This window comes from Streptomyces sp. NPDC090077, from assembly GCF_044747545.1.
Lineage (GTDB): Bacteria > Actinomycetota > Actinomycetes > Streptomycetales > Streptomycetaceae > Streptomyces.
Map to the genome: position 1 here is coordinate 215,480 of NZ_JBIVEG010000012.1, position 24,750 is coordinate 240,229.

General features: G+C 72.3%; 23 protein-coding genes. 10 read left to right on the plus strand and 13 right to left on the minus strand.

Annotated elements, in window-relative coordinates:
* Positions 1–26 precede the first annotated feature (26 nt).
* The 8 genes from ACIPW5_RS21670 to ACIPW5_RS21705 are packed head-to-tail and all read right to left on the minus strand — an operon-like array spanning position 27 to position 6,748.
* Positions 27–2,030, minus strand: coding sequence for an NADH-quinone oxidoreductase subunit L (locus ACIPW5_RS21670; RefSeq protein WP_401247151.1), 2,004 nt, complete (start codon positions 2,028–2,030; stop codon positions 27–29).
* On the minus strand, positions 2,027–2,392 hold the full coding sequence (nuoK, locus tag ACIPW5_RS21675) for an NADH-quinone oxidoreductase subunit NuoK (protein ID WP_401247153.1): 366 nt from the start codon (positions 2,390–2,392) through the stop codon (positions 2,027–2,029). Before nuoK ends, ACIPW5_RS21670 begins: the two co-directional genes overlap by 4 nt.
* On the minus strand, positions 2,392–3,027 hold the full coding sequence (locus ACIPW5_RS21680; RefSeq protein WP_401247156.1) for an NADH-quinone oxidoreductase subunit J: 636 nt from the start codon (positions 3,025–3,027) through the stop codon (positions 2,392–2,394). The genes nuoK and ACIPW5_RS21680 overlap by 1 nt, the downstream gene beginning before the upstream one ends.
* Positions 3,027–3,635, minus strand: a complete 609-nt coding sequence (locus ACIPW5_RS21685) for a NuoI/complex I 23 kDa subunit family protein (RefSeq protein ID WP_401247158.1) — start codon at positions 3,633–3,635, stop codon at positions 3,027–3,029. The genes ACIPW5_RS21680 and ACIPW5_RS21685 overlap by 1 nt, the downstream gene beginning before the upstream one ends.
* On the minus strand, positions 3,635–4,603 hold the full coding sequence (locus ACIPW5_RS21690) for an NADH-quinone oxidoreductase subunit H (RefSeq protein ID WP_401247161.1): 969 nt from the start codon (positions 4,601–4,603) through the stop codon (positions 3,635–3,637). Before ACIPW5_RS21690 ends, ACIPW5_RS21685 begins: the two co-directional genes overlap by 1 nt.
* Positions 4,600–5,754, minus strand: a complete 1,155-nt coding sequence (locus ACIPW5_RS21695; protein WP_401247164.1) for an NADH-quinone oxidoreductase subunit C — start codon at positions 5,752–5,754, stop codon at positions 4,600–4,602. Before ACIPW5_RS21695 ends, ACIPW5_RS21690 begins: the two co-directional genes overlap by 4 nt.
* Positions 5,751–6,350 carry an NADH-quinone oxidoreductase subunit B gene (locus ACIPW5_RS21700; RefSeq protein WP_401247167.1) on the minus strand — a complete coding sequence of 200 codons (600 nt, stop codon included), beginning with the start codon at positions 6,348–6,350 and terminating at the stop codon, positions 5,751–5,753. Before ACIPW5_RS21700 ends, ACIPW5_RS21695 begins: the two co-directional genes overlap by 4 nt.
* Positions 6,341–6,748 (minus strand): NADH-quinone oxidoreductase subunit A, encoded by a 408-nt coding sequence (locus ACIPW5_RS21705; RefSeq protein ID WP_042801540.1) that lies wholly within the window; start codon positions 6,746–6,748, stop codon positions 6,341–6,343. Before ACIPW5_RS21705 ends, ACIPW5_RS21700 begins: the two co-directional genes overlap by 10 nt.
* A gap of 156 nt (positions 6,749–6,904) precedes the next feature.
* Between ACIPW5_RS21705 and ACIPW5_RS21710 the strand changes: the two genes are divergently transcribed.
* From ACIPW5_RS21710 to ACIPW5_RS21730, 5 genes are all read left to right on the plus strand, one after another.
* Entirely contained in the window at positions 6,905–8,071 is a 1,167-nt protein-coding gene (locus tag ACIPW5_RS21710) for a sensor histidine kinase (RefSeq protein WP_401247170.1), read from the plus strand.
* 132 nt (positions 8,072–8,203) lie between these two features.
* A complete protein-coding gene (locus ACIPW5_RS21715) occupies positions 8,204–9,499 on the plus strand; it encodes a sensor histidine kinase (RefSeq protein ID WP_401247173.1) in 1,296 nt (431 codons plus the stop codon).
* Positions 9,500–9,740: 241 nt separating this feature from the next.
* Positions 9,741–10,400 carry a LuxR C-terminal-related transcriptional regulator gene (locus ACIPW5_RS21720; protein ID WP_401247225.1) on the plus strand — a complete coding sequence of 220 codons (660 nt, stop codon included), beginning with the start codon at positions 9,741–9,743 and terminating at the stop codon, positions 10,398–10,400.
* A 213-nt stretch (positions 10,401–10,613) separates the two neighbouring features.
* Complete coding sequence (locus tag ACIPW5_RS21725; RefSeq protein ID WP_401247176.1) at positions 10,614–12,560, plus strand: 2-oxoacid:acceptor oxidoreductase subunit alpha; 1,947 nt, start codon at positions 10,614–10,616, stop codon at positions 12,558–12,560.
* 1 nt (position 12,561) lies between these two features.
* Complete coding sequence (locus ACIPW5_RS21730; protein WP_401247227.1) at positions 12,562–13,620, plus strand: 2-oxoacid:ferredoxin oxidoreductase subunit beta; 1,059 nt, start codon at positions 12,562–12,564, stop codon at positions 13,618–13,620.
* Positions 13,621–13,662: 42 nt separating this feature from the next.
* On the opposite strand, the gene ACIPW5_RS21735 is transcribed toward ACIPW5_RS21730, so the two are convergent.
* The gene (locus ACIPW5_RS21735) at positions 13,663–14,073 is read right to left on the minus strand and encodes a winged helix-turn-helix transcriptional regulator (protein ID WP_401247179.1); all 411 of its coding nucleotides are present in this window, start codon (positions 14,071–14,073) and stop codon (positions 13,663–13,665) included.
* Between the two features lie 107 nt (positions 14,074–14,180).
* Between ACIPW5_RS21735 and ACIPW5_RS21740 the strand changes: the two genes are divergently transcribed.
* The 3 genes from ACIPW5_RS21740 (at position 14,181) to ACIPW5_RS21750 (ending at position 17,698) form a co-directional block, all read left to right on the plus strand.
* Positions 14,181–15,035: an NAD(P)H-binding protein gene (locus ACIPW5_RS21740; RefSeq protein ID WP_401247182.1), complete on the plus strand. Its 855-nt coding sequence runs from the start codon at positions 14,181–14,183 to the stop codon at positions 15,033–15,035.
* A 112-nt stretch (positions 15,036–15,147) separates the two neighbouring features.
* Positions 15,148–16,164: an EamA family transporter RarD gene (gene rarD, locus ACIPW5_RS21745; RefSeq protein ID WP_401247185.1), complete on the plus strand. Its 1,017-nt coding sequence runs from the start codon at positions 15,148–15,150 to the stop codon at positions 16,162–16,164.
* A gap of 217 nt (positions 16,165–16,381) precedes the next feature.
* Positions 16,382–17,698, plus strand: a complete 1,317-nt coding sequence (locus ACIPW5_RS21750; RefSeq protein WP_401247188.1) for a M28 family metallopeptidase — start codon at positions 16,382–16,384, stop codon at positions 17,696–17,698.
* Between the two features lie 58 nt (positions 17,699–17,756).
* On the opposite strand, the gene ACIPW5_RS21755 is transcribed toward ACIPW5_RS21750, so the two are convergent.
* From ACIPW5_RS21755 to ACIPW5_RS21770, 4 genes are all read right to left on the minus strand, one after another.
* Positions 17,757–18,173 (minus strand): hypothetical protein, encoded by a 417-nt coding sequence (locus ACIPW5_RS21755; protein ID WP_401247191.1) that lies wholly within the window; start codon positions 18,171–18,173, stop codon positions 17,757–17,759.
* Entirely contained in the window at positions 18,170–18,373 is a 204-nt protein-coding gene (locus ACIPW5_RS21760; protein ID WP_165365018.1) for a hypothetical protein, read from the minus strand. Before ACIPW5_RS21760 ends, ACIPW5_RS21755 begins: the two co-directional genes overlap by 4 nt.
* A 96-nt stretch (positions 18,374–18,469) precedes the next feature.
* Positions 18,470–19,678: an outer membrane lipoprotein carrier protein LolA gene (locus ACIPW5_RS21765; protein ID WP_401247194.1), complete on the minus strand. Its 1,209-nt coding sequence runs from the start codon at positions 19,676–19,678 to the stop codon at positions 18,470–18,472.
* 229 nt (positions 19,679–19,907) lie between these two features.
* On the minus strand, positions 19,908–20,918 hold the full coding sequence (locus ACIPW5_RS21770) for a polyprenyl synthetase family protein (protein ID WP_401247197.1): 1,011 nt from the start codon (positions 20,916–20,918) through the stop codon (positions 19,908–19,910).
* A 190-nt stretch (positions 20,919–21,108) separates the two neighbouring features.
* Between ACIPW5_RS21770 and ACIPW5_RS21775 the strand changes: the two genes are divergently transcribed.
* Both ACIPW5_RS21775 and ACIPW5_RS21780 read left to right on the plus strand, forming a co-directional pair.
* On the plus strand, positions 21,109–22,626 hold the full coding sequence (locus tag ACIPW5_RS21775; RefSeq protein ID WP_401247199.1) for a peptide MFS transporter: 1,518 nt from the start codon (positions 21,109–21,111) through the stop codon (positions 22,624–22,626).
* Between the two features lie 20 nt (positions 22,627–22,646).
* Positions 22,647–24,653 carry a CocE/NonD family hydrolase gene (locus ACIPW5_RS21780; protein ID WP_401247202.1) on the plus strand — a complete coding sequence of 669 codons (2,007 nt, stop codon included), beginning with the start codon at positions 22,647–22,649 and terminating at the stop codon, positions 24,651–24,653.
* Positions 24,654–24,750 lie beyond the last annotated feature (97 nt).

Here is a 24,750-nt window from a genome sequence, read left to right on the forward strand (position 1 = left end):
GATATCGATCACGGCTGACTCTCGGCTCACGATCCGGCGTTGACGTTGGCGAGGACGGCGGTGGCGATCGCCAGGACCACGGCGCCGGCGAGCAGGGCGCTCAGGTAGCTCTGCACGTTGCCGGTCTGGGCCCGGCGGACGAGGCTGCCGAGCAGCCGGGGTCCGGCGCCCGCGCCGCGGACGTACGTGTCGACGACCTCGCGGTCCAGGAAGCGGACCAGGCCCGCGGCCGCCCGGGTGGGGCGGACGAAGAGCCGGTCGTAGACGGCGTCGAGGTGGAAGCCGTCGGCGGCGTGGCGGTGCAGCGGGCCGAGGAGGGCCCGGCCGGGGTCGGCCGCGGGGGCGGCCGGGACGGCGGGGTGCTCGTGGGTCACCTCGGCCACCTCGGGGGTCTCGGCGGCGGACGTGGCGGCGGCGACGGACGCGGGTACGGCTCCTCCGTTGCGGATCCCGGCGGCGGCGCGGGCGGTGGCCCGCTGCCAGAGGCCGTAGGTGAGAACGATGCCGAGGAGGGCGGCGCCGGTGCCGAGGACCGAGGTGGTCACGGACGGGGTGAGCCCCTCGCCGTCGAACCAGTCGGCGAGGGGGCCGGCGGCGAGGCCGAAGGCGGTCGTGGGGACCGCCAGCAGCCACAGCACGCCGGTCATGGCGACGGGTTCCCGGCCGTGGTCGGGGGCGGCGGCGCCGCGGCCCCGGAAGGCCATCAGCCACAGCCGGGTGGCGTAGGCGGCGGTGAGCAGGGCGGTGAGCACCCCGGCGACGAGGACGGTCCAGCCGGCCGCGCCGGGCGCGAGGTCGGAGTGTCCGGTCGCGGCCTCCTCGGCGGCGACGAGGACGGCTTCCTTGGAGAAGAAGCCGGCGAAGGGCGGGATCGCGGCGAGCGCGAGCAGCGCGATCGTCATCGTCCAGAAGGCGTCGGGGATGCGCTTGGCCAGGCCGTCCATGCGGGACATGGCGGCCAGGGAGTTCGTCCCGGCGGCGTGGATGATGACGCCCGCGCCGAGGAAGAGGAGCGCCTTGAAGGCGCCGTGGGACAGGAGGTGGAAGACGGCGGCGCCGCGGTCGCCGACGGCGAGGGCGCCGGTCATGTAGCCGAGCTGGCCGATGGTGGAGTAGGCGAGGACGCGCTTGATGTCGTCCTGGGCGAGGGCGGCGAGGCCGGAGCCGATCATCGTGACGGCGGCCATGACGGCCATGACCACGAGCGCGGCCCGGGAGGCCGCGAAGACGGGCAGCAGGCGGGCGATGAAGTAGACGCCGGCGGCGACCATCGTCGCGGCGTGGATCAGCGCGGAGACCGGGGTGGGGCCGGCCATGGCGTCGGGCAGCCAGGTGTGGAGCGGGAACTGAGCGGACTTGCCGGCGACGCCGGCGAGCAGGAGCAGCGCGATGAGCGTCGGGTGGTCGAGTCCGCCCGCGGCGACGGTGCCGAGGATCTTGGTGATCCGGAAGGAGCCGGCGTCGGCGGCGAGCGCGAACAGTCCGATGAGGAAGGGGACGTCGCCGAGCTTGGTGACGAGGAAGGCCTTCAGGGAGGCGGAGCGGGCCGCCTCGGTCTCCCAGTAGTGGCCGACGAGGAAGTACGAGCAGATGCCCATGATCTCCCAGCCGACCAGCAGCACCATCAGGTCGCCGGAGTAGACGACGAGCAGCATGGCGGAGGTGAACAGGGAGACGAGGGCGGCGTAGGACGGGTAGCGCGGGTCCTCGCGCAGGTACGCCGTCGAGTAGATCTGTACGCAGGTGGCGACGACCCCGACGAGGACGGCGACCAGTACGGCGAAACCGTCCAGATGGAGCGACAGGTCGATCGGCACGGAGCCGGTCGGGGTGAGCTCGGTCGCGGTGTCGATGGCAGGGCCGCCCCCCTGGCGGACGGCGACGAGGACGGCGAGGACGGCGGCGGCCAGCACCGGCAGGATGGCCAGCGGCCGGACGAAGCCGGGGGCGGTGCGGCCCAGGAGCAGGCCGGCGACGGCGCCGAGGAAGGGGAGGACGGGGACGAGGACCGCGAGGGTCGTGGTGCTCACGCGGCGACCTCCGGCCGGGCAGTGGTGGCAGCGGTGTCATCGGTGCCGGGCTCGTGGCCCTCGGCGGTGTCGCGGAGCCGGTCGACGTCCGAGGTTCCGCGGTTGCGGTAGACCATCAGCACGATGGCGAGGCCGATGCCGATCTCGGCGGCGGCGATGGCGATCGTGAAGAGGGTGAGGGCCTGGCCGGCGTGCAGGGTGTCGCGCAGCCACACGTCGAAGGCGACCAGGTTGAGGTTGACGGCGTTGAGCATCAGCTCGACGGACATCAGGACGAGGATGGCGTTGCGGCGGGCGAGCACGCCGTAGAGGCCGGTGGCGAAGAGGAGGGCCGCGAGGACCGCGGGGTAGGCGAGGTGCATCAGCGCTGTCCCTCCTGGCCGGCCGCGCAGGCGGCGGCGTCGGCCGCGTCGGCGGCGTCCTCTGCGGGGGTGGTGCGGCGGGAGAGCACGATGGCGCCGATCAGGGCGGCGAGGAGGAGCACGGAGAGCGCCTCGAAGGGCAGCACCCAGTGCTGGAAGAGGATCTCGCCGGAGACCTTGGTGGAGCCCTGGGCAGGTCCGTCGAGGTCGATCCAGGTGGTGCGGAAGGCGTCGGCGACCACCCAGACGAGCGCGGCCCCGGCGGTGCCGGCGACGCCGAGCGCGACCCACCGGTTGCCGGAGTCGGCGTCCGGGGAGCGTCCGATGGGGGCCTTGGTGAGCATCAGCCCGAAGAGCAGGAGGACGACCACGGAGCCGAGGTAGATCAGGACCTGGACCCAGGCGATGAACTCGGCGGTCAGCAGCAGGTACTCGACGGCGATCCCGCCGAGGGCGACGACCAGCCAGAGGGCGGCGTGCACGAGCTGCTTGGTGGTGACCGTGATGACGGCCGCGCCGAGGGTGGCGAGGCCGACGAGGAGGAAGGCGATCTCGACGCCGGTCGGCGAGAGGAAGCCGGGGCCGGGCGCGGGGGCGCCCGCGGCCGCGGCGGCTGCGAGGTGGACGGGGTACATCAGGCGGTGCCTCCCGCCGGGGTGTCGGGGGTGCCGTCGGCGGGCGGGGCGGCTTCGGCCTGCGCGGCGGCGGCCGCTGCCGCCGCTGCGGCTTCGGCCTTCTCCACGGCCTTGCGGGCGGCGGCGATCTCCTTGGGCTCCTCCGCCGCGGGGTCGAGGGCGGGCGGGGCCGGCACGGTCCACATCCATTCACGGAGCTTGTCGCGCTCGTGGGTGAGCTCGTGGATGTCGGTCTCCGCGTACTCGAACTCCGGCGACCAGAAGAGGGCGTCGAAGGGGCACACCTCGATGCAGATGCCGCAGTACATGCAGAGGGAGAAGTCGATGGCGAAGCGGTCGAGCACGTTGCGGCTGCGTTCGCGGCCGCCGGGGGCGGCGGCGGGCACCGTCTCCTTGTGGGAGTCGATGTAGATGCACCAGTCGGGGCACTCGCGGGCGCACAGCATGCAGACCGTGCAGTTCTCCTCGAACAGGCCGATGACCCCGCGGCTGCGGGGCGGGAGCTCGGGCTGCACCTCGGGGTACTGGGCGGTGTGCGCGCGCTTGGTCATCGTGCGCAGGGTGACGGCCAGGCCCTTGGCGAGGCCGGATCCGGGAATCGGGGGCATTACTGGATCGCCACCTTCACGATGCCGGTGAGCGCGATCTGGGCGAGCGCGAGGGGGATGAGTACGGTCCAGGCGAGCTTCTGGAGCTGGTCCTCGCGCAGGCGCGGGTAGCTCACCCGGAGCCAGATGACGACGAAGGCGAGGACGGCGGTCTTGAGGAGGGTCCAGAACCAGCCGAGGTCGTCACCGCCGAAGGGGCCGTGCCAGCCGCCGAGGAAGAGGACGGTGGTGAGGGCGCACAGGACGACGATGCCGGCGTACTCGGCGAGCAGGAACAGCGCGAAGCGCAGGCCGGTGTACTCCGTGTACGCGCCGAAGATGATCTCGGAGTCGGCGACGGGCATGTCGAACGGGGGCCGCTGGAGTTCGGCGAGGCCGGCGGTGAAGAAGACGACCGCGCCGATGATCTGCCAGGGCAGCCACCACCACTCGAAGGCTCCGACGATGCCGGGCAGGGACACGGTCCCGGCGGCCATCGCGACGGAGGCGGCGGCGAGCAGCATGGGCAGCTCGTACGCGAGCAGCTGGGCGGCGGTGCGCAGGCCGCCGAGCAGGGAGAACTTGTTCGCGGAGGCCCAGCCGCCCATGAGGCTGCCGAGCACGCCGACGCCCATGACGGCGAGGGCGTAGAAGAGGCCGGCGTCGATGACCTGGCCGATCCAGCTGTCTCCGGGGCCGATCGGGATGGCGATCAGGACGAGGAGGTACGGCAGGAGCGCGACGGCGGGGGCGAGCTGGAAGATCCGCCGGTCGGCGTTGGCCGGGACGATGTCCTCCTTCTGCGCGAACTTCACGCCGTCGGCGACGAGCTGGGCCCAGCCGTGGAAGCCGCCGGCGTACATGGGGCCGAGGCGGCCCTGCATGTGCGCCATCACCTTGTGCTCGGTCTGCCCGATGACGAGCGGGAGCACGAGGAAGGCGGCGAAGACGACGATCAGTCGCAGGGCGACGTCGAGGACGTCGTTCACGCGTCGCCTCCGGTGGTGTCGGTTTCGGTGGTGGGGTCGGGCTTGGGCTTCGGCTCGAGCGCGGGGGCCGGGGGCTCGTCGAAGGCGGGCTTCGGGTCGTGCCAGGGGGCGTCGGAGCTGCGCGGTGCCGGGCGCCTGGGAGCCTCCGGCTCCGGCGCGGCTCCCTGGCTCGCGGAGCCGTCGGAGGCGGAGCGGGTGCGGCGGGGCGGGCGGGCGGTGCCGGGGGCGGCCGCCGGGGGCACCGGCGCGTCGGCCTCCGGAGTGCCGGACTCGCCGGCGGTCGCCGGGGCCGTCGGGGCCGCCGGGCCTGCCGAGCCGTCCGCTGCCGGGGCGTCGGCGCCGTCGGCCGCCGGGGGCGGCGCCTGGCTGGCGGAGCCGTCCGCGACCGAGCGGGTGCGGCGGGGCGGGCGGGCGGCGGCCGGGGTGTCCGCCGCGTCGGCGGGGGCGGCCTGGGTGGCGGAGCCCTCCGCGACCGAGCGGGTGCGGCGCACCGGGGCGCCCTCGCGCGGGGTGCGCGCCGGGCCGGCGCCCGCGGCGCGCGGGGTGCGGGCCGGGCGGGCGGGGGCGGGGGGCAGCTGGCCCTTGAGGGGGCCCCAGTCGTTCGGGTCCGGCACGCCGGGCGGGAGCATCTGGCGGCGCTTGGGCGCGTCCGGGTCGTGCGCCTCGCCCGGCTCCTTGGCCCCGGGCCACGCCTTGGCGACGCGCGCCGCCAGGACGAAGTCCTTGCGCAGCGGGTGTCCCTCGAAGTTCTCGGGGAGGAGCAGGTGGACGAGGTTCGGGTGGTCGGTGAAGGTGACCCCGAACATCTCGAAGGTCTCCCGCTCGTGCCATTCGGCGCCCGCGTACACGGCGACGGCGGACGGCAGGGAGGGCGCCGAGTGCGGGACGGTCGTGCGCAGCAGCAGGCGGCGTACCCGGTGGTTCTCCAGGGAGACGACGTGCGCGCAGACGCGGAATCCCGTGCCGGGCTCGTCGACCGCGCTCAGCCAGTCGAAGTAGGTGCAGCCGAGCTTGTCGCGGGCGATCTCCAGCGCGGAGATCCAGGAGCCGACGGGGACGTCGACGGTGAGGAGCTCGTACGCGGACGAGGCCACGGCCTCGGCGCCGAAGACCGTGCCGGCCGCTTCGGGGAGGGAGTCGTAGAGGTTCACGCGCCGGCTCCCGGTGCGGGCGGCGGCGTGACGAGGCCGCTGGTGAGCTGGGCGACGGAGGGGGAGGCCGCATAGCGGTCCGCGAGGGACTCGCGTGCGATCTTCTCCTGGAGCTTGAGGATGCCCTGGAGGAGGGCCTCCGGGCGGGGCGGGCAGCCCGGCACGTAGACGTCGACCGGAATGATCTGGTCCACGCCCTTGGTGACGGAGTACGAGTCCCAGTACGGGCCGCCGCAGTTGGAGCAGGCGCCGAAGGAGATGACGTACTTCGGCTCGGGCATCTGCTCGTACAGGCGCCTGACGGCCGGGGCCATCTTGTCCGTCACCGTGCCCGAGACGATCATCAGGTCGGCCTGGCGCGGGCCCGGCGCGAACGGGATGACACCCAGGCGGATGAAGTCGTGCCGGGCCATCGACGCGGCGATGAACTCGATCGCGCAGCATGCGAGGCCGAAGTTGAAGACCCACAGGCTGTAGCGGCGGCCCCAGTTCAGGACCACCTTCATGGGCTCCGGGGCGAGGCGGGAGAGCACGCCCAGCCTCTTCGGCTCCGGAAGCAGCTGGGGCTCCGGGGTGACGGCCGGTGTCACGTCCATTCGAGGACGCCCTTCTTGTACGCGTAGAGCAGGCCGACGGCCAGGAACCCCAGGAAGATGAACATCTCGACCAGGGTCGTGGCGCCGTAACCGGCGGCGGCGAACACCGTCGCCCACGGGAAGAGGAAGATCGAGTCGACGGCGAAGATGACGTACAGGAACGCGTAGACGTAGTAGCGGACCTGGGTGTGCGCCCAGCCCTCGCCCACGGGGTCCACGCCGCACTCGTACGTCAGCAGCTTCTCGGGGGTCGGGACCACGGGCCGCAGCAGGCGGCCGGCGCCGAAGGCCACGGCGACGAAGAGCACGCCGACGACAGCGAGCAGGCCGACGACCGAATAGCTCCGGAAGTAGTCCGCTGCGATCACGGTCGCTGTCGATACCGTTGGGTCGGGCACGTCCGTTCCTCGCTCCTCGGCCACTGTCGACGATCAGGTTGATCTGGTACGGCAGGGAGTCTAGGGCCTGGGCTGCACGGGGTGGGGTTACCCCCCGTTCACTCGGGCCCGGCTGCCCCATGGCGTCGGCGGGGCGGAATTGGCAGGCTGAGCCGCATGACCGCGAACGATCAAGCTTCCGCTCCCCCTCCCGTGCGTCCCGCCTTCGACGCGGTCACGTGGAAGGAGGTCGCGTACCTCCTGAGCAACCTGCCGGTGGCGTTGATCGGATTTGTTTACACGGTTTTCATGATGGCGACGGCGGGCGGTCTGTCCGTGACCGCGATCGGACTGCCGCTGCTCGCGTGCGGTCTCCTCGGGTCGCGGCAGCTCGGAAAACTCGAACGCGTCCGGGCGCGGGCCCTGCTCGGTGTGCGGGTGGACGAGCCGACCCCGCTGCCGCCGCCGTACCGGGCGGGCGGGTTCTTCCCCTGGCTGTGGGCCGGGATCAAGGACCCGGTGGGCTGGCGGACCGTGCTGTACGAGCTGGTCCGGCTGCCGTGGGGAGTGCTGACCTTCAGTATCGCGCTGCCCGGGCTGATCGTGCTGTGGCCCGTGCTGCCGTACGTGGCGCGCTTGCTGTCCAACGTGGACCGCGCGATGGTACGGGGCCTGCTGTCGCCCTCCGACGAGCTGGAGCGGCGCATCGCCGAGCTGGAGTCGGGGCGCGGGGTGGTCGTGGACACCGCGGCGGCCGACCTGCGGCGGATCGAACGCGACCTGCACGACGGGGCGCAGGCCCGGCTGGTGGCGCTCGCCATGGGGCTCGGCCTGGCGAAGGAGAAGCTGCTGGAGGACCCGGAGGGCGCGGCGGCGATGGTCGACGAGGCGCACGGCGAGGTGAAGCTGGCGCTCCAGGAGCTGCGGGACCTCGCGCGGGGCATCCACCCGGCGGTGCTGACCGACCGGGGGCTCGACGCGGCCCTGTCCTCGGTGGCCTCGCGGTGCCTGGTGCCGGTGAAGGTGCACGTGGACCTGGACGAGCGGCCGGCGGAGGCGATCGAGGGGATCGCGTACTTCGTGGTGTCGGAGCTGCTGCAGAACGTCAGCAAGCACGCGGGGGCTCAGGCGCGGATCGCGAGCGTCGAGGTGTGGCGTACGGGTACCCGGCTGCTGTTGCGGGTGGCCGACGACGGGCCCGGCGGAGCCGATGCCTCCGGCGGGAGCGGGCTGGCCGGGCTCGCGGAGCGGCTGCGGGCGGTGGACGGGGCGTTCACGGTGGACTCCCCCGAGGGGCGGGGCACGGTGGTCACCGCCGAGCTGCCCTGGCGCGGGCGGGCGTAGGCCGCTCCCCGACCCGCGCGGGAGGTGGGGTTAACCCCCGGGAGAGAGGGTGACCTGCCGCATGGTTCGGGCAGAGGGGGCGGCGGCAGGGTTGAGGGGTCAGCAGGAAGAGCGGAAGGGCGGGGCGGGATCATGGGCAACGGCAACGGCGGCGGCCGGGCGGTGCTGCGGGCTCCGGTGGCGGCGCAGACCTGGCGCGAGTTCGCGTACGTCCTGGTGGGCCTGCCGCTCAGCACCCTGTACTTCTCCCTCACCGTCACCGGAGTGGCCGTCGGCGCCGGGCTGCTCGTGACGTTCGTCGGGGTGCCGGTGCTGGCCGGGGTGCTGGCCATGTGCCGGGGCTTCGGCCAGGTGGAGCGGGCCCGGGTGCGGGGGATGCTGCGGGTGCCGCTCGCCGATCCGGCGCCGGTCCGGGCGGCCGGGAGCGGGGCGGTGGCCCGGGTCGGGGCGCTGCTGAAGAGCGGCAGCGCCTGGCGGCACGTGCTGTACTGCGTGGTCCACCTGCCCTGGGCGGTGTTCGCCTTCACGACGGCGCTCGTGCTGTGGACCACCGGCTGGAGCCTGCTGCTGTACCCGCTGTGGTTCTGGGTGTTCCCGGCCTTCACCGACCTGCCGGGGCTGCCGGTCCTCCAGAACGACGACTACGCCTTCTACCTGGACTCCCCCGCGACCATCGTCGGCGCCTTCGTCATCGGGCTGGGCCTGACGCTGGCCACCCCGTGGGTGCTGCGGGCGCTGACCACCGCCGACCGGGTGCTCGTCAGCGGGCTGCTCGGCCGGTCCCGGCTGGACGACCGGGTCAGGGAGCTGGAGTCCGACCGCGGGGTGGTCGTGGACACCGCGGCGGCCGACCTGCGGCGGATCGAACGCGACCTGCACGACGGGGCGCAGGCCCGGCTGGTGGCGCTGGCCATGGACCTGGGGCTGGCGAAGGAGAAGCTGGCCGAGGACCCGCAGGCCGCGGCCCGGATGGTGGACGAGGCGCACGGCGAGGTGAAGATCGCCCTCCAGGAGCTGCGGGACCTCGCTCGGGGCATCCACCCGGCGGTGCTGACCGACCGGGGGCTCGACGCGGCCCTGTCCTCGGTGGCCTCGCGGTGCGCGGTGCCGGTGAAGGTGCAGGTGGACCTGGCGGAGCGGCCGGCGGCGGCGATCGAGGGCATCGCGTACTTCACGGTCTCCGAGCTGCTGCAGAACGTCAGCAAGCACGCGCGGGCACGGGGCGCGAGCGTCGAGGTGTGGCGGTCGGGGTCGCGGCTGCTGCTGCGGGTGGCCGACGACGGGCGCGGCGGAGCCGATGCCTCCGGCGGGAGCGGGCTGGCCGGGCTCGCGGAGCGGCTGGACTCGGTGGACGGGGTGTTCGTGGTGGACTCCCCCGAGGGGCAGGGCACGGTGGTCACCGCCGAGCTTCCCTGGCGGGCCGCCTAGCGGGTGTCCGGCGGGTCGGGGGCGGACGGCCCCCGGCTCCGTCGGCAACCCCAGCGCCCCAGCGCCCCAGCGCCCCAGCGCCCCGAAAGTCTCCCTCGTTGAACGTCGGCCAGGCTGAATTCGGTCATGTATTCCGGCCTTGGCTTGGATCCGCCCCCCGGTTCCGGTCCGGCTGGGATGCTTGGCACTGCCAAGTGGGCCGACGAGTGGACGCGGGAGCTGCGGGAACGTGGAAGACAGGGTGCGGGTCGTCATCGCCGAGGATTCAGTGCTGCTCCGTGCGGGCCTGACCCGGTTGCTGACCGACCGGGGGCATGACGTCGTGGCCGGCGTCGGGGACGCGGAAGCCCTGATCAAGACGGTGGCGGAGCTGGCGGCCGAGGGGGCGCTGCCGGACGTGGTGGTGGCCGACGTGCGGATGCCGCCGACGCACACCGACGAGGGGGTGCGGGCGGCCGTGCGGCTGCGCCGCGAGTACCCGGGCATCGGCGTGCTCGTGCTGTCGCAGTACGTGGAGGAGCAGTACGCCACCGAACTGCTGGCCGGTTCCAGTACCGGCGTGGGGTACCTGCTGAAGGACCGCGTGGCCGAGGTGCGGGAGTTCCTCGACGCCGTCGTCCGGGTCGCCCGGGGCGGAACGGCGCTGGATCCGGAGGTCGTGGCGCAGCTGCTCGGCCGCAGCCGGAAGCAGGACGTCCTCGCCGGGCTGACCCCGCGCGAGCGCGAGGTACTGGGCCTGATGGCTGAAGGACGCACGAATTCCGCTGTAGCCAAGCAGCTCGTGGTGAGCGATGGGGCCGTGGAGAAGCACGTCAGCAATATCTTCATGAAGCTGGGTCTGTCCCCGAGTGACGGGGATCACCGGCGTGTACTGGCGGTCCTCACCTACCTGAGGTCTTGATTAACTGACAATCTGTCAGGTAAGGCGCGCGGTTTCGGCCGCCCCGGCGACCGCCGGGTGATTTGGAATATTTCGAGTTGTGCACGACGTCTGTCGGACAGACCGCCTCGAAAGGGGCGGTCCAGAATGCGGGCGACCCAGGGCCGGACGACCCCACGGACGTAGGGTTGGTTCTGGGAACGAGCGCCCCCGCCTCGAAGGAGGTCCAGTTCAGTGACCAGCCAGGTCAGTAGCCCGGCCGAGCAGGCCGACGGGGCCGGCGGGTCCATCGGGGAGCAGCGCACGGCGACTGCGCCCCATGGAGCCGGCAAGGAGATCCGCCGTGTCGACCGGGTGATCATCCGTTTCGCGGGTGACTCGGGTGACGGTATGCAGCTGACGGGCGACCGTTTCACCTCGGAGACGGCGTCCTTCGGCAACGACCTCTCGACGCTGCCGAACTTCCCGGCCGAGATCCGCGCCCCCGCCGGGACCCTGCCGGGCGTGTCCTCGTTCCAGCTGCATTTCGCGGACCACGACATCCTCACCCCGGGTGACGCCCCGAACGTGCTGGTCGCGATGAACCCGGCGGCGCTGAAGGCCAACATCGCGGACGTGCCGCGCGGCGCGGAGATCATCGTCAACACGGACGAGTTCACCAAGCGCCCGATGGCCAAGGTCGGCTACGAGACCTCCCCGCTGGAAGACGGCTCGCTCTCGGCGTACAACATCCACCGGGTGCCGCTGACCACCCTGACGGTGGAGGCCCTGAAGGACTTCGGGCTCTCCCGCAAGGAGGCCGAGCGCAGCAAGAACATGTTCGCGCTGGGGCTGCTGAGCTGGATGTACCACCGGCCCACGGAGGGCACGGAGAACTTCCTGCGGCAGAAGTTCGCGAAGAAGCCCGACATCGCCGAGGCGAACATCGTCGCCTTCCGGGCGGGCTGGAACTTCGGCGAGACGACCGAGGACTTCGCCGTCTCCTACGAGGTCGCGCCGGCCACCAAGGCCTTCCCGACGGGCACCTACCGGAACATCTCCGGGAACCTGGCGCTCTCGTACGGGCTGATCACGGCGGCCCAGCAGGCCGATCTGCCGCTCTACCTGGGCTCCTACCCGATCACCCCGGCGTCGGACATCCTGCACGAGCTGAGCCGGCACAAGAACTTCGGCGTGCGGACCTTCCAGGCCGAGGACGAGATCGCCGGCATCGGCGCCGCCCTCGGAGCGGCCTTCGGCGGCGCGCTCGGCGTGACGACCACCTCCGGGCCCGGCGTGGCGCTGAAGTCCGAGACCATCGGGCTGGCGGTGTCCCTGGAGCTGCCGCTGCTGATCGTGGACATCCAGCGCGGCGGCCCGTCCACCGGACTGCCGACCAAGACCGAGCAGGCGGACCTCCTCCAGGCCATGTACGGCCGCAACGGCGAGGCCCCCGTCCCGGTCGTCGCCCCGCGCACCCCGGCGGACTGCTTCGACGCCGCGCTCGACGCGGCCCGGATCGCCCTCACGTACCGGACGCCGGTGTTCCTGCTCTCCGACGGCTACCTGGCCAACGGCTCCGAGCCCTGGCGGATCCCGGACGTGGCGGACCTCCCCGACCTGAAGGTCCGGTTCGCCAAGGGCCCGAACCACACCCTGGCCGACGGCACCGAGGTGTTCTGGCCCTACAAGCGGGACCCGGAGACCCTGGCCCGCCCCTGGGCGGTCCCCGGCACGCCGGGCCTGGAGCACCGGATCGGCGGGATCGAGAAGCAGGACGGCACGGGCAACATCAGCTACGACCCGGCCAACCACGACCTCATGGTCCGCACCCGCCAGGCCAAGATCGACGGCATCGAGGTCCCGGACCTGGAGGTCGACGACCCGGACGGCGCCCGCACCCTGGTCCTGGGCTGGGGCTCCACCTACGGCCCGATCACCGCGGCCGTCCGCCGGCTCCGCATCGCCGGCAGCCCGGTCGCGCAGGCCCACCTGCGCCACCTCAACCCCTTCCCGAGGAATCTCGGGGAGGTCCTGAAGCGTTACGACAAGGTAGTGGTGCCCGAGATGAACCTCGGACAGCTGGCCACCCTGATCCGGGCGAGGTACTTGGTCGACGCCCAGTCGTACAACCAGGTCAACGGAATGCCCTTCAAGGCGGAGCAGCTCGCGAAGGTTCTCGAGGAGGCCATCAATGACTGAGGTGACCGACGCCCCCGATCTGCTGTCCCTGGTCCCCAAGGCCGAGGCCAGGCAGTCGATGAAGGACTTCAAGTCGGACCAGGAGGTCCGCTGGTGCCCGGGCTGCGGGGACTACGCGGTCCTGGCCGCCGTCCAGGGCTTCATGCCCGAGCTGGGCCTGGCCCGGGAGAACATCGTCTTCGTCTCCGGGATCGGCTGCTCCTCCCGCTTCCCGTACTACATGAACACCTACGGGATGCACTCCATCCACGGCCGCGCCCCCGCGATCGCGACCGGCCTGGCCACCTCCCGCCGCGACCTGTCGGTCTGGGTGGTCACGGGTGACGGCGACGCACTGTCCATCGGCGGCAACCACCTCATCCACGCCCTGCGCCGCAACGTCAACCTCAAGATCCTGCTCTTCAACAACCGGATCTACGGGCTGACCAAGGGCCAGTACTCGCCCACCTCGGAACTCGGCAAGGTCACCAAGTCGACGCCGATGGGCTCCCTGGACGCCCCCTTCAACCCGGTGTCGCTGGCCCTGGGCGCCGAGGCCTCCTTCGTCGCCCGCACGATCGACTCCGACCGCAAGCACCTCACCGAGGTGCTGCGCCAGGCCGCCGACCACCCCGGCACGGCCCTGGTCGAGATCTACCAGAACTGCAACATCTTCAACGACGGCGCCTTCGAGGCCCTCAAGGACCAGGAGCAGGCCAAGGAGGCAGTGATCCGCCTCGAACACGGCCGGCCGATCCGCTTCGGCGCCGACGACGCCAAGGGCGTCGTCCGCAACGAGCGCACCGGCGACCTGGAGGTCGTGGAGGTCACGGCGGCCAACGAGGCGCGGATCCTCGTCCACGACGCCCACGCGGCGTCCCCGACGACCGCCTTCGCGCTCTCCCGCCTCGCCGACCCCGACACCCTCCACCGCACCCCGATCGGCGTCCTCCGCGACGTCGAGCGGCCCGTCTACGACACCCTCATGGCCGAGCAGCTCGACACCGCGGTAGACCAGCGGGGCAAGGGCGACCTGGCGACCCTGCTCGCCGGCTCCGACACCTGGACCGTGATCGGCTGAGCCGTCCGGCACACCGGCCCACGACCGCGAGCCCGGATCCCGCTACGGGGTCCGGGCTCCGTCGTACGCCTCCCGGGCCGCCTGCACCTCGCCGGTGCGGCGTTCGGTCCAGCGGGCCAGGGCCCACACCTGCTCGGCGGCCTCCCGGCCCAGCTCCGTCAGGGAGTAGTCCACGTGCGGCGGGATCACCGGGTGCGCGTGGCGCAGCACGAAGCCGTCGCGCTCCAGCGTCTGGAGGGTCTGGGCGAGCATCTTCTCGCTGACCCCGCCCACCTCCCGGCGCAGCTCGCTGAACCGGTACGAGCGCTCCACCAGGGCGGCGAGGACCAGCACGCCCCAGCGGCTGGTGACGTGCTCCAGGATCCCGCGGGACGGGCACATCGGCGCCTTCACGCTCGCGGGCTTCGCGGGCTGCCCGGGCTGCACGCCCGCGGGCTTCACACTTACGTCCATACCAGTACCTTACTTTGAAGTGGGTACTTACGAATAGTTAGCGCTCTCCATAGGCTGGTGTCATCACCACGAAGGACCCCGAGAACCCCACGCACCAGGAGCGCATCATGAGCATCGTCGTCACCGGAGCCACCGGATCCCTCGGCCGCCTCGTCGTCGAGGAGCTGCTGCACCGCGTCCCGGCCGCCGAGCTGGCCGTGGTCGTACGCAACGCGGAGAAGGCCGCCGACCTGGCCGCGCGCGGCATCGAGGTACGGGTCGCCGACTACGACGACCCGGCCGCCCTCGCCGGCGCCTTCCGGGCCGGCGACCGGGTGCTGCTGATCTCCGGCAGCGAGGTCGGCCGGCGGGTCCCGCAGCACACCGCCGTGATCGACGCGGCCGCGGCGGCCGGGGTCGCCCAGCTCGCCTACACCGGCATCCTCGGCGGGCCCGAGGCGGACTTCGAGCTGGCCGCCGAGCACAAGGCCACCGAGCGGGCGATCCTCGACTCCGGACTCCCCCACACCTTCCTGCGCAACGGCTGGTACCACGAGAACTACACCGCCCAGCTCCCCGCCGTCCTGGAGCACGGCGCGGTCGTCGGCAGCGCGGGCGAGGGCCGGATCGCCTCGGCGGCGCGGGCCGACTACGCGGCGGCCGCCGCGGCGGTGCTGACCGGCGAGGGCCACCTGGGCCGGGTGTACGAACTGTCCGGGGACACCGCCTGGAGCCTGGGCGAGTACGCGGCCGAGGTGGCGCGGCAGTCCGGCCGCGAGGTCTCGTACGCCGCCGTGCCGGCCGACGCGCACCTGACGGTGCTGACCGGCGCCGGGGTGCCCGAGCCCTTCGCGGCGATCCTCGTCGACGTGGACGCGGCGATCTCGCGCGGCCGGCTGGCGGGGACCAGCGGCGACCTGTCCCGCCTGATCGGGCGGCCGACGACTCCGGTGGCCGAGGCCATCGCCGGCGCCCTGGCCTGATCCGGCCGCCGCGGTGTCATGAGTATCTCCCTGGAACGGGCATGACATCGGCGCCTCGCGGCGATACCGTCGTGAGGTTGTGAGATTGGCCGGAAGTCGCACTGGAGGGCCCGTGAAGGCGGAGAACGAGCAGCGCACGGGTTTGCTCTACGGATTCGGCGCATACGGGATGTGGGGGCTCGTCCCCCTGTTCTGGCCGCTGCTCAAGCCCTCCGGGGCGATCGAGATACTCGCCCACCGCATGGTCTGGTCGCTGGCCGTGGTCGGCATCGCGCTCCTCGCGCTGCGCCGCTGGAGCTGGATGGCCGAGATCGTCCGGCAGCCCCGCAAGCTCGGGCTGACGGCCCTGGCGGCGGCCGTGATCAGCGTGAACTGGGGCCTCTACATCTGGGCCGTCAACAACGGCCAGGTGGTCGAGGCCAGCCTCGGCTACTTCATCAACCCGCTGGTCACCATCGCCATCGGCGTCCTGGTGCTGGGCGAGCGGCTGCGCCGGGCCCAGTGGGCGGCGGTGGGGATCGGCCTCGCCGCCGTGGTGGTGCTGTCCGTCGGCTACGGGCGGCTCCCGTGGATCTCGCTCACGCTGGCCTTCTCCTTCGCCGCCTACGGGCTGATCAAGAAGAAGCTCGACATGGGCGGGCTGGAGTCGCTGGCCGCCGAGACGGCCCTGCAGTTCCTGCCGGCCCTGGGCTACCTGGTGTGGCTGGGGGTCCAGGGGCGGTCCACCTTCGCCGCAGAGGGGCTCGGGCACTCGGCGCTGCTGGCCGCGACCGGGCTGGTCACCGCGATCCCGCTGGTCTGCTTCGGGGCGGCCGCGATCCGGGTGCCGCTGTCCACGCTGGGGCTGCTCCAGTACCTGGCGCCGGTGTTCCAGTTCGCGCTCGGGGTCGTGTACTTCCACGAGGCGATGCCGCCGGAGCGGTGGGCCGGCTTCTCCCTGGTCTGGGCGGCGCTGGTACTGCTGACCTGGGACGCGCTGCGGACCGCCCGGCGTTCGCGGGCCCTGCTCGCCGAGGCCGCCGCCACCGCGGCGGAGATGCCCGCGGCCGCGTCCGCTTCGGAGCCCGGCCGCGACGGGGCTCCGGCCGCGGCCGGCACGGATCCGGCGCCGAGCCGCGAACCCGCGTAACCGCACAGAGCTACACCACACGATCCCCGGTACGGAACACCCGTACCGGGGATCGTCCGTTTTCCGAACCACCCTGACCGGATTGTGGTCTTGACGGACAGTCATACTCTCGCTGAACATCAGGCTCGCACTGACGCAACAACGCTCACCTGCACGATTCCCGCACGTTCCGTCTCATCCCCAACGGATCATCCCAACGGAATCCCGGAGCCCCCACATGAGCCTGTCCGTCTCCCGGCGTCTTGCCGCCGCGTCCGCGATCGCGGTCGCGGGGCTGCTGGCCGCCACCTCTCCCGCCGCGCTCGCGGCGCCCACGGCCGTCACCGCCGCGCCGACCCCGCCCGACATCCCGCTGGCCAACGTCAAGGCTCACCTGTCGCAGCTGCAGACCATCGCCACCAACAACGGCGGCAACCGCGCCCACGGCCGGGCCGGCTACAAGGCCTCGATCGACTACGTGAAGGCCAAGCTGGACGCGGCGGGCTTCACCACCAGCCTGCAGACCTTCACCTCCAGCGGTGCGACCGGCTACAACCTGATAGCCGACTGGCCGGGCGGCGACCCGAACTCGGTCCTGATGTCCGGCTCCCACCTGGACTCGGTGACCTCGGGCCCCGGCATCAACGACAACGGCTCCGGCTCGGCGGCCGTCCTGGAGGCCGCGCTCGCGGTGTCCCGCGCGAACCTCCAGCCGACGAAGCACCTGCGCTTCGGCTGGTGGGGCGCGGAGGAGCTGGGCCTGGTCGGCTCGAAGTACTACGTGAACAGCCTGCCGGCGGCGGAGAAGGCGAAGATCTCCGGCTACCTGAACTTCGACATGATCGGCTCCCCGAACCCGGGCTACTTCGTCTACGACGACGACCCGACCATCGAGCAGACCTTCAAGAACTACTACGCGGGCCTCGGCATCCCCACCGAGATCGAGACCGAGGGCGACGGCCGCTCCGACCACGCGCCGTTCAAGAACGCCGGCATCCCGGTCGGCGGCCTGTTCTCCGGCGCCGACTACACCAAGACGGCCGCCCAGGCGCAGAAGTGGGGCGGCACCTCCGGCCAGGCCTTCGACCGCTGCTACCACTCGTCCTGCGACACCACGGCGAACATCAACGACACCGCCCTGGACCGCAACGCCGACGCCATCGCCTACGCGATCTGGAACCTCGGGGCGGCCACCCCGGTCCCGCCGGGCCCGTCGTTCGAGAACACGGCGGACGTGAACATCCCGGACTCCCCCGGCGCCGCGGTGACCTCGCCGATCACGGTCTCGGGCGTGGCGGGCAACGCCCCGGCCACCACCAAGGTCGACGTGAACATCGTCCACACCTACCGCGGTGACCTGGTGATCGACCTGATCGCCCCGGACGGGACGGCGTACCGGCTGAAGAACTCCAGCTCGGACTCCGCCGACAACCTGGTCACCAGCTACACGGTCAACGCCTCCAGCGAGGTCGCCAACGGCGTCTGGAAACTCCAGGTCAAGGACGTGGCCGCGCAGGACGTGGGCTACATCAACAGCTGGAAGATCACCTTCTGACGGTGACCCCCGTGTGCCCGGTCCGCCGGGCACCCGGGGCCGACCGGTCCGGCCGGCGCTACGCCTCCTCGGTGCCGGGGCGCAGCGAGGCGGACAGGGGCTCCTGGATGCGGGCGCGCAGTTCCTGGGCGACGGCGGCCACGTCGGCGCGGCCCAGCTTCGCGGCCTCCACCAGGTCGCCGAGCTCCTCGGGCGAGGGCAGCTGCTTCGCGCCGGCCACCCGCAGGTACGAGCGGGTCGCGGCGGCCGCGTAGAACTCGTTCATCGGGGATTCCAGCGCGGGGCAGACGGCGAGGGTGTGCAGGAAGGCCGCGGCGCGCCAGGCGGTGTCGGGGGCGGGCTGCTCCGGGACCATGACGAGGTCGTTCTGGTGCCGGGCGACGGCGGCGGCCACGCCGGAGGGGTCCCAGACGGCGGGATCCGACGGCAGATGGTGGGCCAGCGCGGTCCAGGCCCACTCCATGGTGATCTTCAATTGCCGAACCGCTCCTGGAAGTAGCCCCAGTGGTCGGCGAACTCCTCGATGCCGGTGAGGAACCGTTTGCGGTCCTCGTCGAGTTCGCGTTCCGTGACCTCGGTGATGAGCGCGGTGACCGTCGTTCCCAACGCCGCCGCGCGCGCCTTGAGGCGCTCGTGGAACTCTTCGTCCAGGCGGATGGTGACGTGTCTCGACATGTACATCACGGTACAGCGGCGGCGCTGTACGCAGGAGGGGAACGGCACAAGGGTGGCCCGGGACACAGGTCCCGGGCCACCCCCGTCATGTGGCGGCTACTTGGCCGCGTCGGCCGTCTTCACGAGCTGGTCCTTGGTGACCGCGCCGACGTAGACCTTGCCGTCGTCCGTGATCAGCGCGTTGACCAGGCGGGTGGAGAAGACCCGGCCCTCGCCGAACTTCCCGGTGACCTTGTCCCCGAGGGAGTTCAGGAACTGCTTGGCCTCCTTGGGCGCGTTCTTGTCGTTCTCCAGGTCCTTGAGGGACTTGCCGGCCTGGCCGGCGCCGCTGTCGATCCGCGCCACCGTGGACCAGCCCTCGCCGAGGACCTTCACGTCGCCCTTGCCTCCCGCGCCGCCGGCCAGGTCGCCGAGGCCGGGGAAGGACTCCAGCGCCTTGAGCGGCTTGTCCTCCTTCTGCCCCTTGCCGTGCTCGGTGCCCTCGGTGACCTTGGCGCCCTTCGGCGGGGTGAAGGCGAAGGTGTCGGCGGCCGGCTTGGCGAAGTCCACCTGGGTGAAGCCCGCGTCGACGATCGGCTTGCCGCCCTGGCTGGACAGCAGCTGGATGCGCAGCGGCACGCCGTTCTTGGCGTCGACCGCGATCTGCACGGAGCCGACGGTGGAGCCGGTCTGCTTGGGCTTGAGGACCAGCTGGTAGGCGTCGCGGCCGGCGACCTGGGCGGTGTCGCCCACGCTGATGTCGGTGGTGGGGCCGGCGTTCTTGATGACCTCCTGCGCCAGCTCCTGCGGGGAGGCGGGGAGGCGGTCGGCGGTCTTCTTGTGGTCCCGGCCGGCGCCCTGGGCGGCGTCCTTGTCGTGGAAGACCTCGTTGGACTTGGAGTCGTAGCCCCAGACGTCCTGGCCGTTGTGGACGAGGGTGTACTCGTCCTTGCCGTCGAGGAAGGTCAGCTTCTGGCGGTCGGGGCCGTCGGCCGCGACGCGGAAGGTGTGCGTCCCGTTCGCCAGCTGCGCGATCTTGTCCGCCGGGTCGGCCGAGCCGCCCGCGACCCCGCCGCCGCCCAGCAGCCCGGAGGCGATCTTCGGCAGGCCGAGGTCGGTGGTGATCTTGGCGGTGCCGGAGAGCTGCTCGACGTCGGAGGCCGCGACCTTCTCGATCAGCTGCTGCGCCGTCACCTTGGGCAGGTCCGGGCCTCCGGCGTTGGCGAAGGCCGGGACCATCGCGACGGTTGCCGCCGCGACACCCGCCACCGCTACCGGTACCGCGTACCGGGCGGCCTTGCGCGAGGTCTTCGTGTTCGCTGCCATCTGAATGCCCTGCCCTCTGTGTCTTCGGCGGCGGCCCCCGTGGCGCCGCACTCACCCGATCCGGTGGGGTTCGATGACTCCATCTGACCAAATCGGGGAGCCGGGGGCGTCAGTCCCCGGAATCAACTCCGCGTACGACCGTGGGATGACACGGGAAGGGGCCCCTCACCCCCGACCCGTAGGGGTCGCGGAGGCACAGGGGCCCCTTCCGGAAGCGGTGCCGCGGGGGTCAGCCCGCGCGGTGGACCACCGCGTCGCACAGCTCTTCCAGTGCCGACTTCGCGAAGCACTCCGGCAGCGGGGCGAGCGTGGCGCGCGCGTCCTCCGCGTACTGGACGGTGTCGCGGCGGGCCTGCTCCAGCGCGGGGTGCACCCGCAGCCGGGCGAGCACCTCGGCGTGCCGGGCGTCGTCCGTGAGGTCGCCGTCCAGCAGGGCGACGAGCTCCAGGTCCTCGGGGCGCCGGTCCCGCTCGGCCATCTCGCGCAGCCGCAGCACGGGCAGGGTCGGGATGCCCTCGCGCAGGTCGGTGCCCGGGGTCTTGCCGGACTCGTGCGAGTCGGAGGCGATGTCGAGGACGTCGTCCGCCAGCTGGAAGGCGGTGCCGAGGCGCTCGCCGTACTGGGTCAGGATGTCGACGACCGACTCGTCGGCGCCGGACATCAGCGCGCCGAAGCGGCCGGAGACGGCGATCAGCGAGCCGGTCTTGCCGGCGATGACGTCCAGGTAGTGGGCGACCGGGTCGCGGCCGTCGCGCGGACCGGCCGTCTCCAGGATCTGGCCCGTCACGAGCCGCTCGAAGGCCTCGGCCTGGATGCGCACGGCCTCCGGCCCGAGGTCCGCGAGGATGTGCGACGCACGGGCGAACAGGAAGTCACCCGTCAGGACCGCCACCGAGTTGCCCCAGCGGGCGTTCGCGCTCTCCACCCCGCGGCGCACGTCCGCCTCGTCCATGACGTCGTCGTGGTAGAGCGTCGCCAGGTGGGTGAGCTCCACGACCACCGCGGACGGCACGATGCCGGGCGCGTAGGGGTCGCCGAAGCGGGAGGCCAGCATCACCAGCAGCGGTCTGAACCGCTTGCCTCCGGCGCGCACCAGATGCTGCGCGGCCTCGGTGATGAAGGGGACTTCGCTCTTGGTGGCCTCCAGCAGACCCGCCTCGACGGCGGCCAGTCCGGCCTGGACATCGGTCTCAAGAGCCTGGTCCCGCACGCTCAGTCCGAACGGCCCGACGACGGTCACGAGGGGTACTCCTGTCTGCTGACGATCACGCTGACGATCACCTGGATTGTCGATGTGTCGCTGCCATCACTCAAGCCAGCGTATCCGGTCTGTTTTCGATCACCGAGAGCGCCTGTCCGGTTGCCGCACACGCGTAGTCCGATCCACCCCGGTATGTTCGGTGAGAGCCGAAACAACCGGAGAATGAGTTTTGTCCAGAACTGCCACCGATAGAGACGAGCCCGCGGACCTCGGGACGGACCGGCCGCCGCCCTCGGACGACCACGCCTTCCTCGGGCACCCCAGGGGTCTGGCCACCCTCTCGGGGCTGGAGGTCTGGGAGCGGTTCTCCTTCCTGGGCATGCAGGCCATCCTCGTCCTCTACTTCGCGGACACGGTGGCGAACGGCGGGCTCGGGATGGACCCGGCCACCGCCGCCTCCGTCTCGGCCGCCTACGGGACCATGGTGTACCTCGTCTCGGTCGCCGGCGGCTGGCTCGCCGACCGGATCCTCGGCTCCTACCGCGCCGTCCTGGCCGGCGGCGTCCTGATCGCCTGCGGCCACTACGCCATGGCCGTGCCCACCACCGCCATGACCTGGACCGGCCTCGGCCTCATCAGCGCGGGCACCGGCCTGCTCAAGCCCAACGTGGCCGGCATGGTCGGCCGGCTCTACCGGACCGACGACGAGCGGCGCGACGCCGGATTCGCCCTCTACTACACGGGCATCAACATCGGCGCCTTCGCAGGACCGCTGGCCACCGGCTGGCTCGGCGAACACCAGGGCTGGCACTGGGGCTTCTCCGCCGCCGCCGTCGGCATGACCGCGGGCCTGGTCCAGTACGTCCTCGGCCGCCGCCACCTCGCCGGCCGCAAGCACTCCGCCGAGTACCCCCTCGCCCCCGACGCCCTGCGCACCGCCGTCCGGCGGATCGCCGGCGGGTGCGTCGCCTTCGCCGCACTCGCCACCCTCCTGGCGGGTATCGGCTGGTTGACGATGGCCCGTTTCGTCGACCTGCTGACCCTCGTCTCGGTGGTCGCCCCGGCCGTCTACTTCGCCCTCATGTTCCGCAGCCCGAGGGTGACGGCCGAGGAGCGCGGACGGCTGCGCCCGTACGCGGTGCTCTTCCTCGCCTCCGTCGCCTTCAACTTCATCCTCTTCCAGGCCTACTCGACGATGATGCTGTTGGCCTCCACGAACGCCCGGACCGAGATCCTCGGCTTCCACTTCCCCGCCGGCTGGTACGCCTCGGCGCTCGGCGCCTTCGAGGTGGCGCTCGCCCCGGTGGTGGCGGCGCTGTGGGTGCGGATGGGCCGCCGCCAGCCGCACGCCTCCAACAAGATCGCCATCGGCGTCGTCCTGGGCGGACTGTCCTTCCTGCTGATGGTCTGGCCGACCTCCGGCCACGGCGGGGACCCCCACGCGATCGCCGCCTGGTGGATCGTCGGCTCCTACCTGCTGCTCGGGCTCGGTGACGTGCTCCTGGAGACCTCCGGGATGTCCGCCACCTCGAAGCTCGCCCCCCGCGCCTACGCGAACCAGACGATGGCCCTGTGGTTCCTGTCCCTGGCCCTCGCCAACGGCATCCAGGCCCAGGTGGTCAAGTTCTACGGCCGGGTCTCCGACCCCGTGTACTTCGGCGTCAACGGCGCCGTCGCGGTCGCCGCCGGCCTGGCCGTGATCGCCGCGGCGCCCTGGCTGCGCCGCACGATGCATCCCGTCCACTGAGGGGCCGGTGAAGGAACCCGATGATCATCCGTACCGACTTCCCGTACGCCACCACCCACGAGGATGTCCGGATCCCGATGCCGGACGGGGTCGAGCTGTACGCCCGCGTCTGGCGCCCGGTGACGGACGGGCCCGTCCCGGCCCTGCTGGAGTACCTCCCGTACCGGCTGACCGACTGGACCTCACCCCGCGACCGCCAGCGCCACCCCTGGTACGCCGGGCACGGCTACGCCTCCGTACGCGTGGACGTGCACGGCCACGGGTGCAGCGGCGGCCGGCCCGGCGACGAGTACGACGCGCGGGAACTGGCCGACGGGGTCGCCGTGGTGGAGTGGCTGGCGGCGCAGCCGTGGTGCACGGGCGCGGTGGGGATGTTCGGGATCTCCTGGGGCGGCTTCAACAGCCTCCAGATCGCCGCGCTCGCGCCCGAGGCCCTGAAGGCCGTGGTCACCGTCTGCTCGACGGACGACCGCTACGACAACGACGTCCACTACATGGGCGGGTCGGTGCTCGCCGTGGACATGCACGCCTGGGCCGCCACGATGCTGGCCTTCGCCTCCCGCCCGCCGGACCCGCGCTACGCCGGCGAGGGCTGGCGGGAGCAGTGGCTGGACCGGCTGGAGGGCGTGGAGCCGCTGATCCACACCTGGCTCTCGCACCAGACCCGCGACGCCTACTGGCGCCACGGCAGCGTCTGCGAGGACTACGGGGCGATCGGCGCCGCGGTCCTCGCGGTGGGCGGCTGGCACGACCCGTACCGGGACGCGGTGCTGCGGCTGGTCTCCCGGCTGCCCGCGTCCCGCGTGCGCGGCCTGATCGGGCCCTGGTCGCACCAGTACCCCGACCGGGGGCTGCCGCCGGGTCCGGCGATCGGCTTCCTCCAGGAGACCCTGCGCTGGTGGGACCACTGGCTGAAGGGCGCCGACAACGGGGTGATGGACGAGCCCCTGCTCCGCGCGTGGATCAGCGGGTCGCACCCGCCCGCGACCACGTACGGGGAACTCCCGGGCCGCTGGGCCGGCGAGCGGACCTGGCCCTCCCCCACGGTCGTGCCCGTCTCGTACGGGCTCCAGGGCGCGCCGGTGGCCGTGGCCTCGCCGCAGCACACCGGGCTGGACGCCGGGCGCTTCTTCCCCTTCGGCAACGCCGCCGACCTGCCGCCGGACCAGCGCGAGGAGGACGCGAAGTCGGCCTGCTTCGAGTTCCCGGTGGCCGACGGCGAGCCCGTGGAGATCCTGGGCCGGCCCTCGGTCACCCTGCGGCTGCGGATGGACGTCCCGTACGGGCAGGTCGTGGCCCGGCTCTGCGACGTCGCGCCGGACGGCGCCTCGACCCTGGTCACGCGCGGGGCGCTGAACCTGTCGGCCCGCCACGGCCGGGACCGGGCCGCGCCGTGGCCGGCGGGCGCGTACGAGGACGTCACCTTCGAGCTGAACGGCATCGGCCACTCCTTCCCGCCGGGCCACCGGATCCGGCTCGCGCTGTCCTCCGCGTACTGGCCGTGGATCTGGCCGCGGGCCGGCTCGGAGGCCGGCTGGACCCTGGACCCGGCGGGCAGCACCCTGGAACTCCCGGTCCGCGCCTCGGCGTCCCCCCTCGACGCGGGCATCGCCTTCGCCCCGCCGGAACAGGCGGAGCCGCTGGGGGTGGTGTACCCGGAGACGCTGGACGCGCCGCGTCCGGAACGGGTCGTCGTACGGGACGTGGCGCGCGGGACGTGGCGGCTGGAGGTCGACCCCCGGTACGGGGGGACCCGGGTCTACCCGGACGGGTTGGAGTACGAGGAGGACGCGGCGGAGGTCTACGAGATCCAACAGTCGGACCCCCTCTCCGCCCGCACCCGCTCCGAGTGGCGGATCCGGCTGCACCGGCCGGAGGAGGGCTGGGACGCGCGGGTGGAGACCCGGTCGGAGATCTCCTGCGACGCGGGCGGCTTCCTGACGGAGAACGAGGTGGTGTGCCGGGAGGGCGACGAAGTCCTCTTCCACCGCACCTGGCGCCGCCGCCTCCCCCGCGCGGCGGGCTGAGGCCCTAGTCTTCCGAGTCAGGAATTCTGTTCAGATGTGTAGGCTTGCGGTATGGCACGTACGGGGCGGCCGAAGGCCGAGTTGACGTTGTCGGATG

Bases quoted from the DNA above. Each gene is read 5' to 3' on its own strand.
- ACIPW5_RS21700 (WP_401247167.1), bottom strand. From the start codon at position 6,350: ATGGACGTGACACCGGCCGTCACCCCGGAGCCCCAGCTGCTTCCGGAG.
- ACIPW5_RS21735 (WP_401247179.1), bottom strand. From the start codon at position 14,073: ATGGACGTAAGTGTGAAGCCCGCGGGCGTGCAGCCCGGGCAGCCCGCG.
- ACIPW5_RS21750 (WP_401247188.1), top strand. From the start codon at position 16,382: ATGAGCCTGTCCGTCTCCCGGCGTCTTGCCGCCGCGTCCGCGATCGCG.
- ACIPW5_RS21715 (WP_401247173.1), top strand. From the start codon at position 8,204: ATGGGCAACGGCAACGGCGGCGGCCGGGCGGTGCTGCGGGCTCCGGTG.
- nuoK (WP_401247153.1), bottom strand. From the start codon at position 2,392: ATGCACCTCGCCTACCCCGCGGTCCTCGCGGCCCTCCTCTTCGCCACC.
- ACIPW5_RS21760 (WP_165365018.1), bottom strand. From the start codon at position 18,373: ATGTCGAGACACGTCACCATCCGCCTGGACGAAGAGTTCCACGAGCGC.
- ACIPW5_RS21780 (WP_401247202.1), top strand. From the start codon at position 22,647: ATGATCATCCGTACCGACTTCCCGTACGCCACCACCCACGAGGATGTC.
- ACIPW5_RS21685 (WP_401247158.1), bottom strand. From the start codon at position 3,635: ATGCCCCCGATTCCCGGATCCGGCCTCGCCAAGGGCCTGGCCGTCACC.
- ACIPW5_RS21710 (WP_401247170.1), top strand. From the start codon at position 6,905: ATGACCGCGAACGATCAAGCTTCCGCTCCCCCTCCCGTGCGTCCCGCC.
- ACIPW5_RS21680 (WP_401247156.1), bottom strand. From the start codon at position 3,027: ATGTACCCCGTCCACCTCGCAGCCGCCGCGGCCGCGGGCGCCCCCGCG.
- ACIPW5_RS21740 (WP_401247182.1), top strand. From the start codon at position 14,181: ATGAGCATCGTCGTCACCGGAGCCACCGGATCCCTCGGCCGCCTCGTC.
- ACIPW5_RS21765 (WP_401247194.1), bottom strand. From the start codon at position 19,678: ATGGCAGCGAACACGAAGACCTCGCGCAAGGCCGCCCGGTACGCGGTA.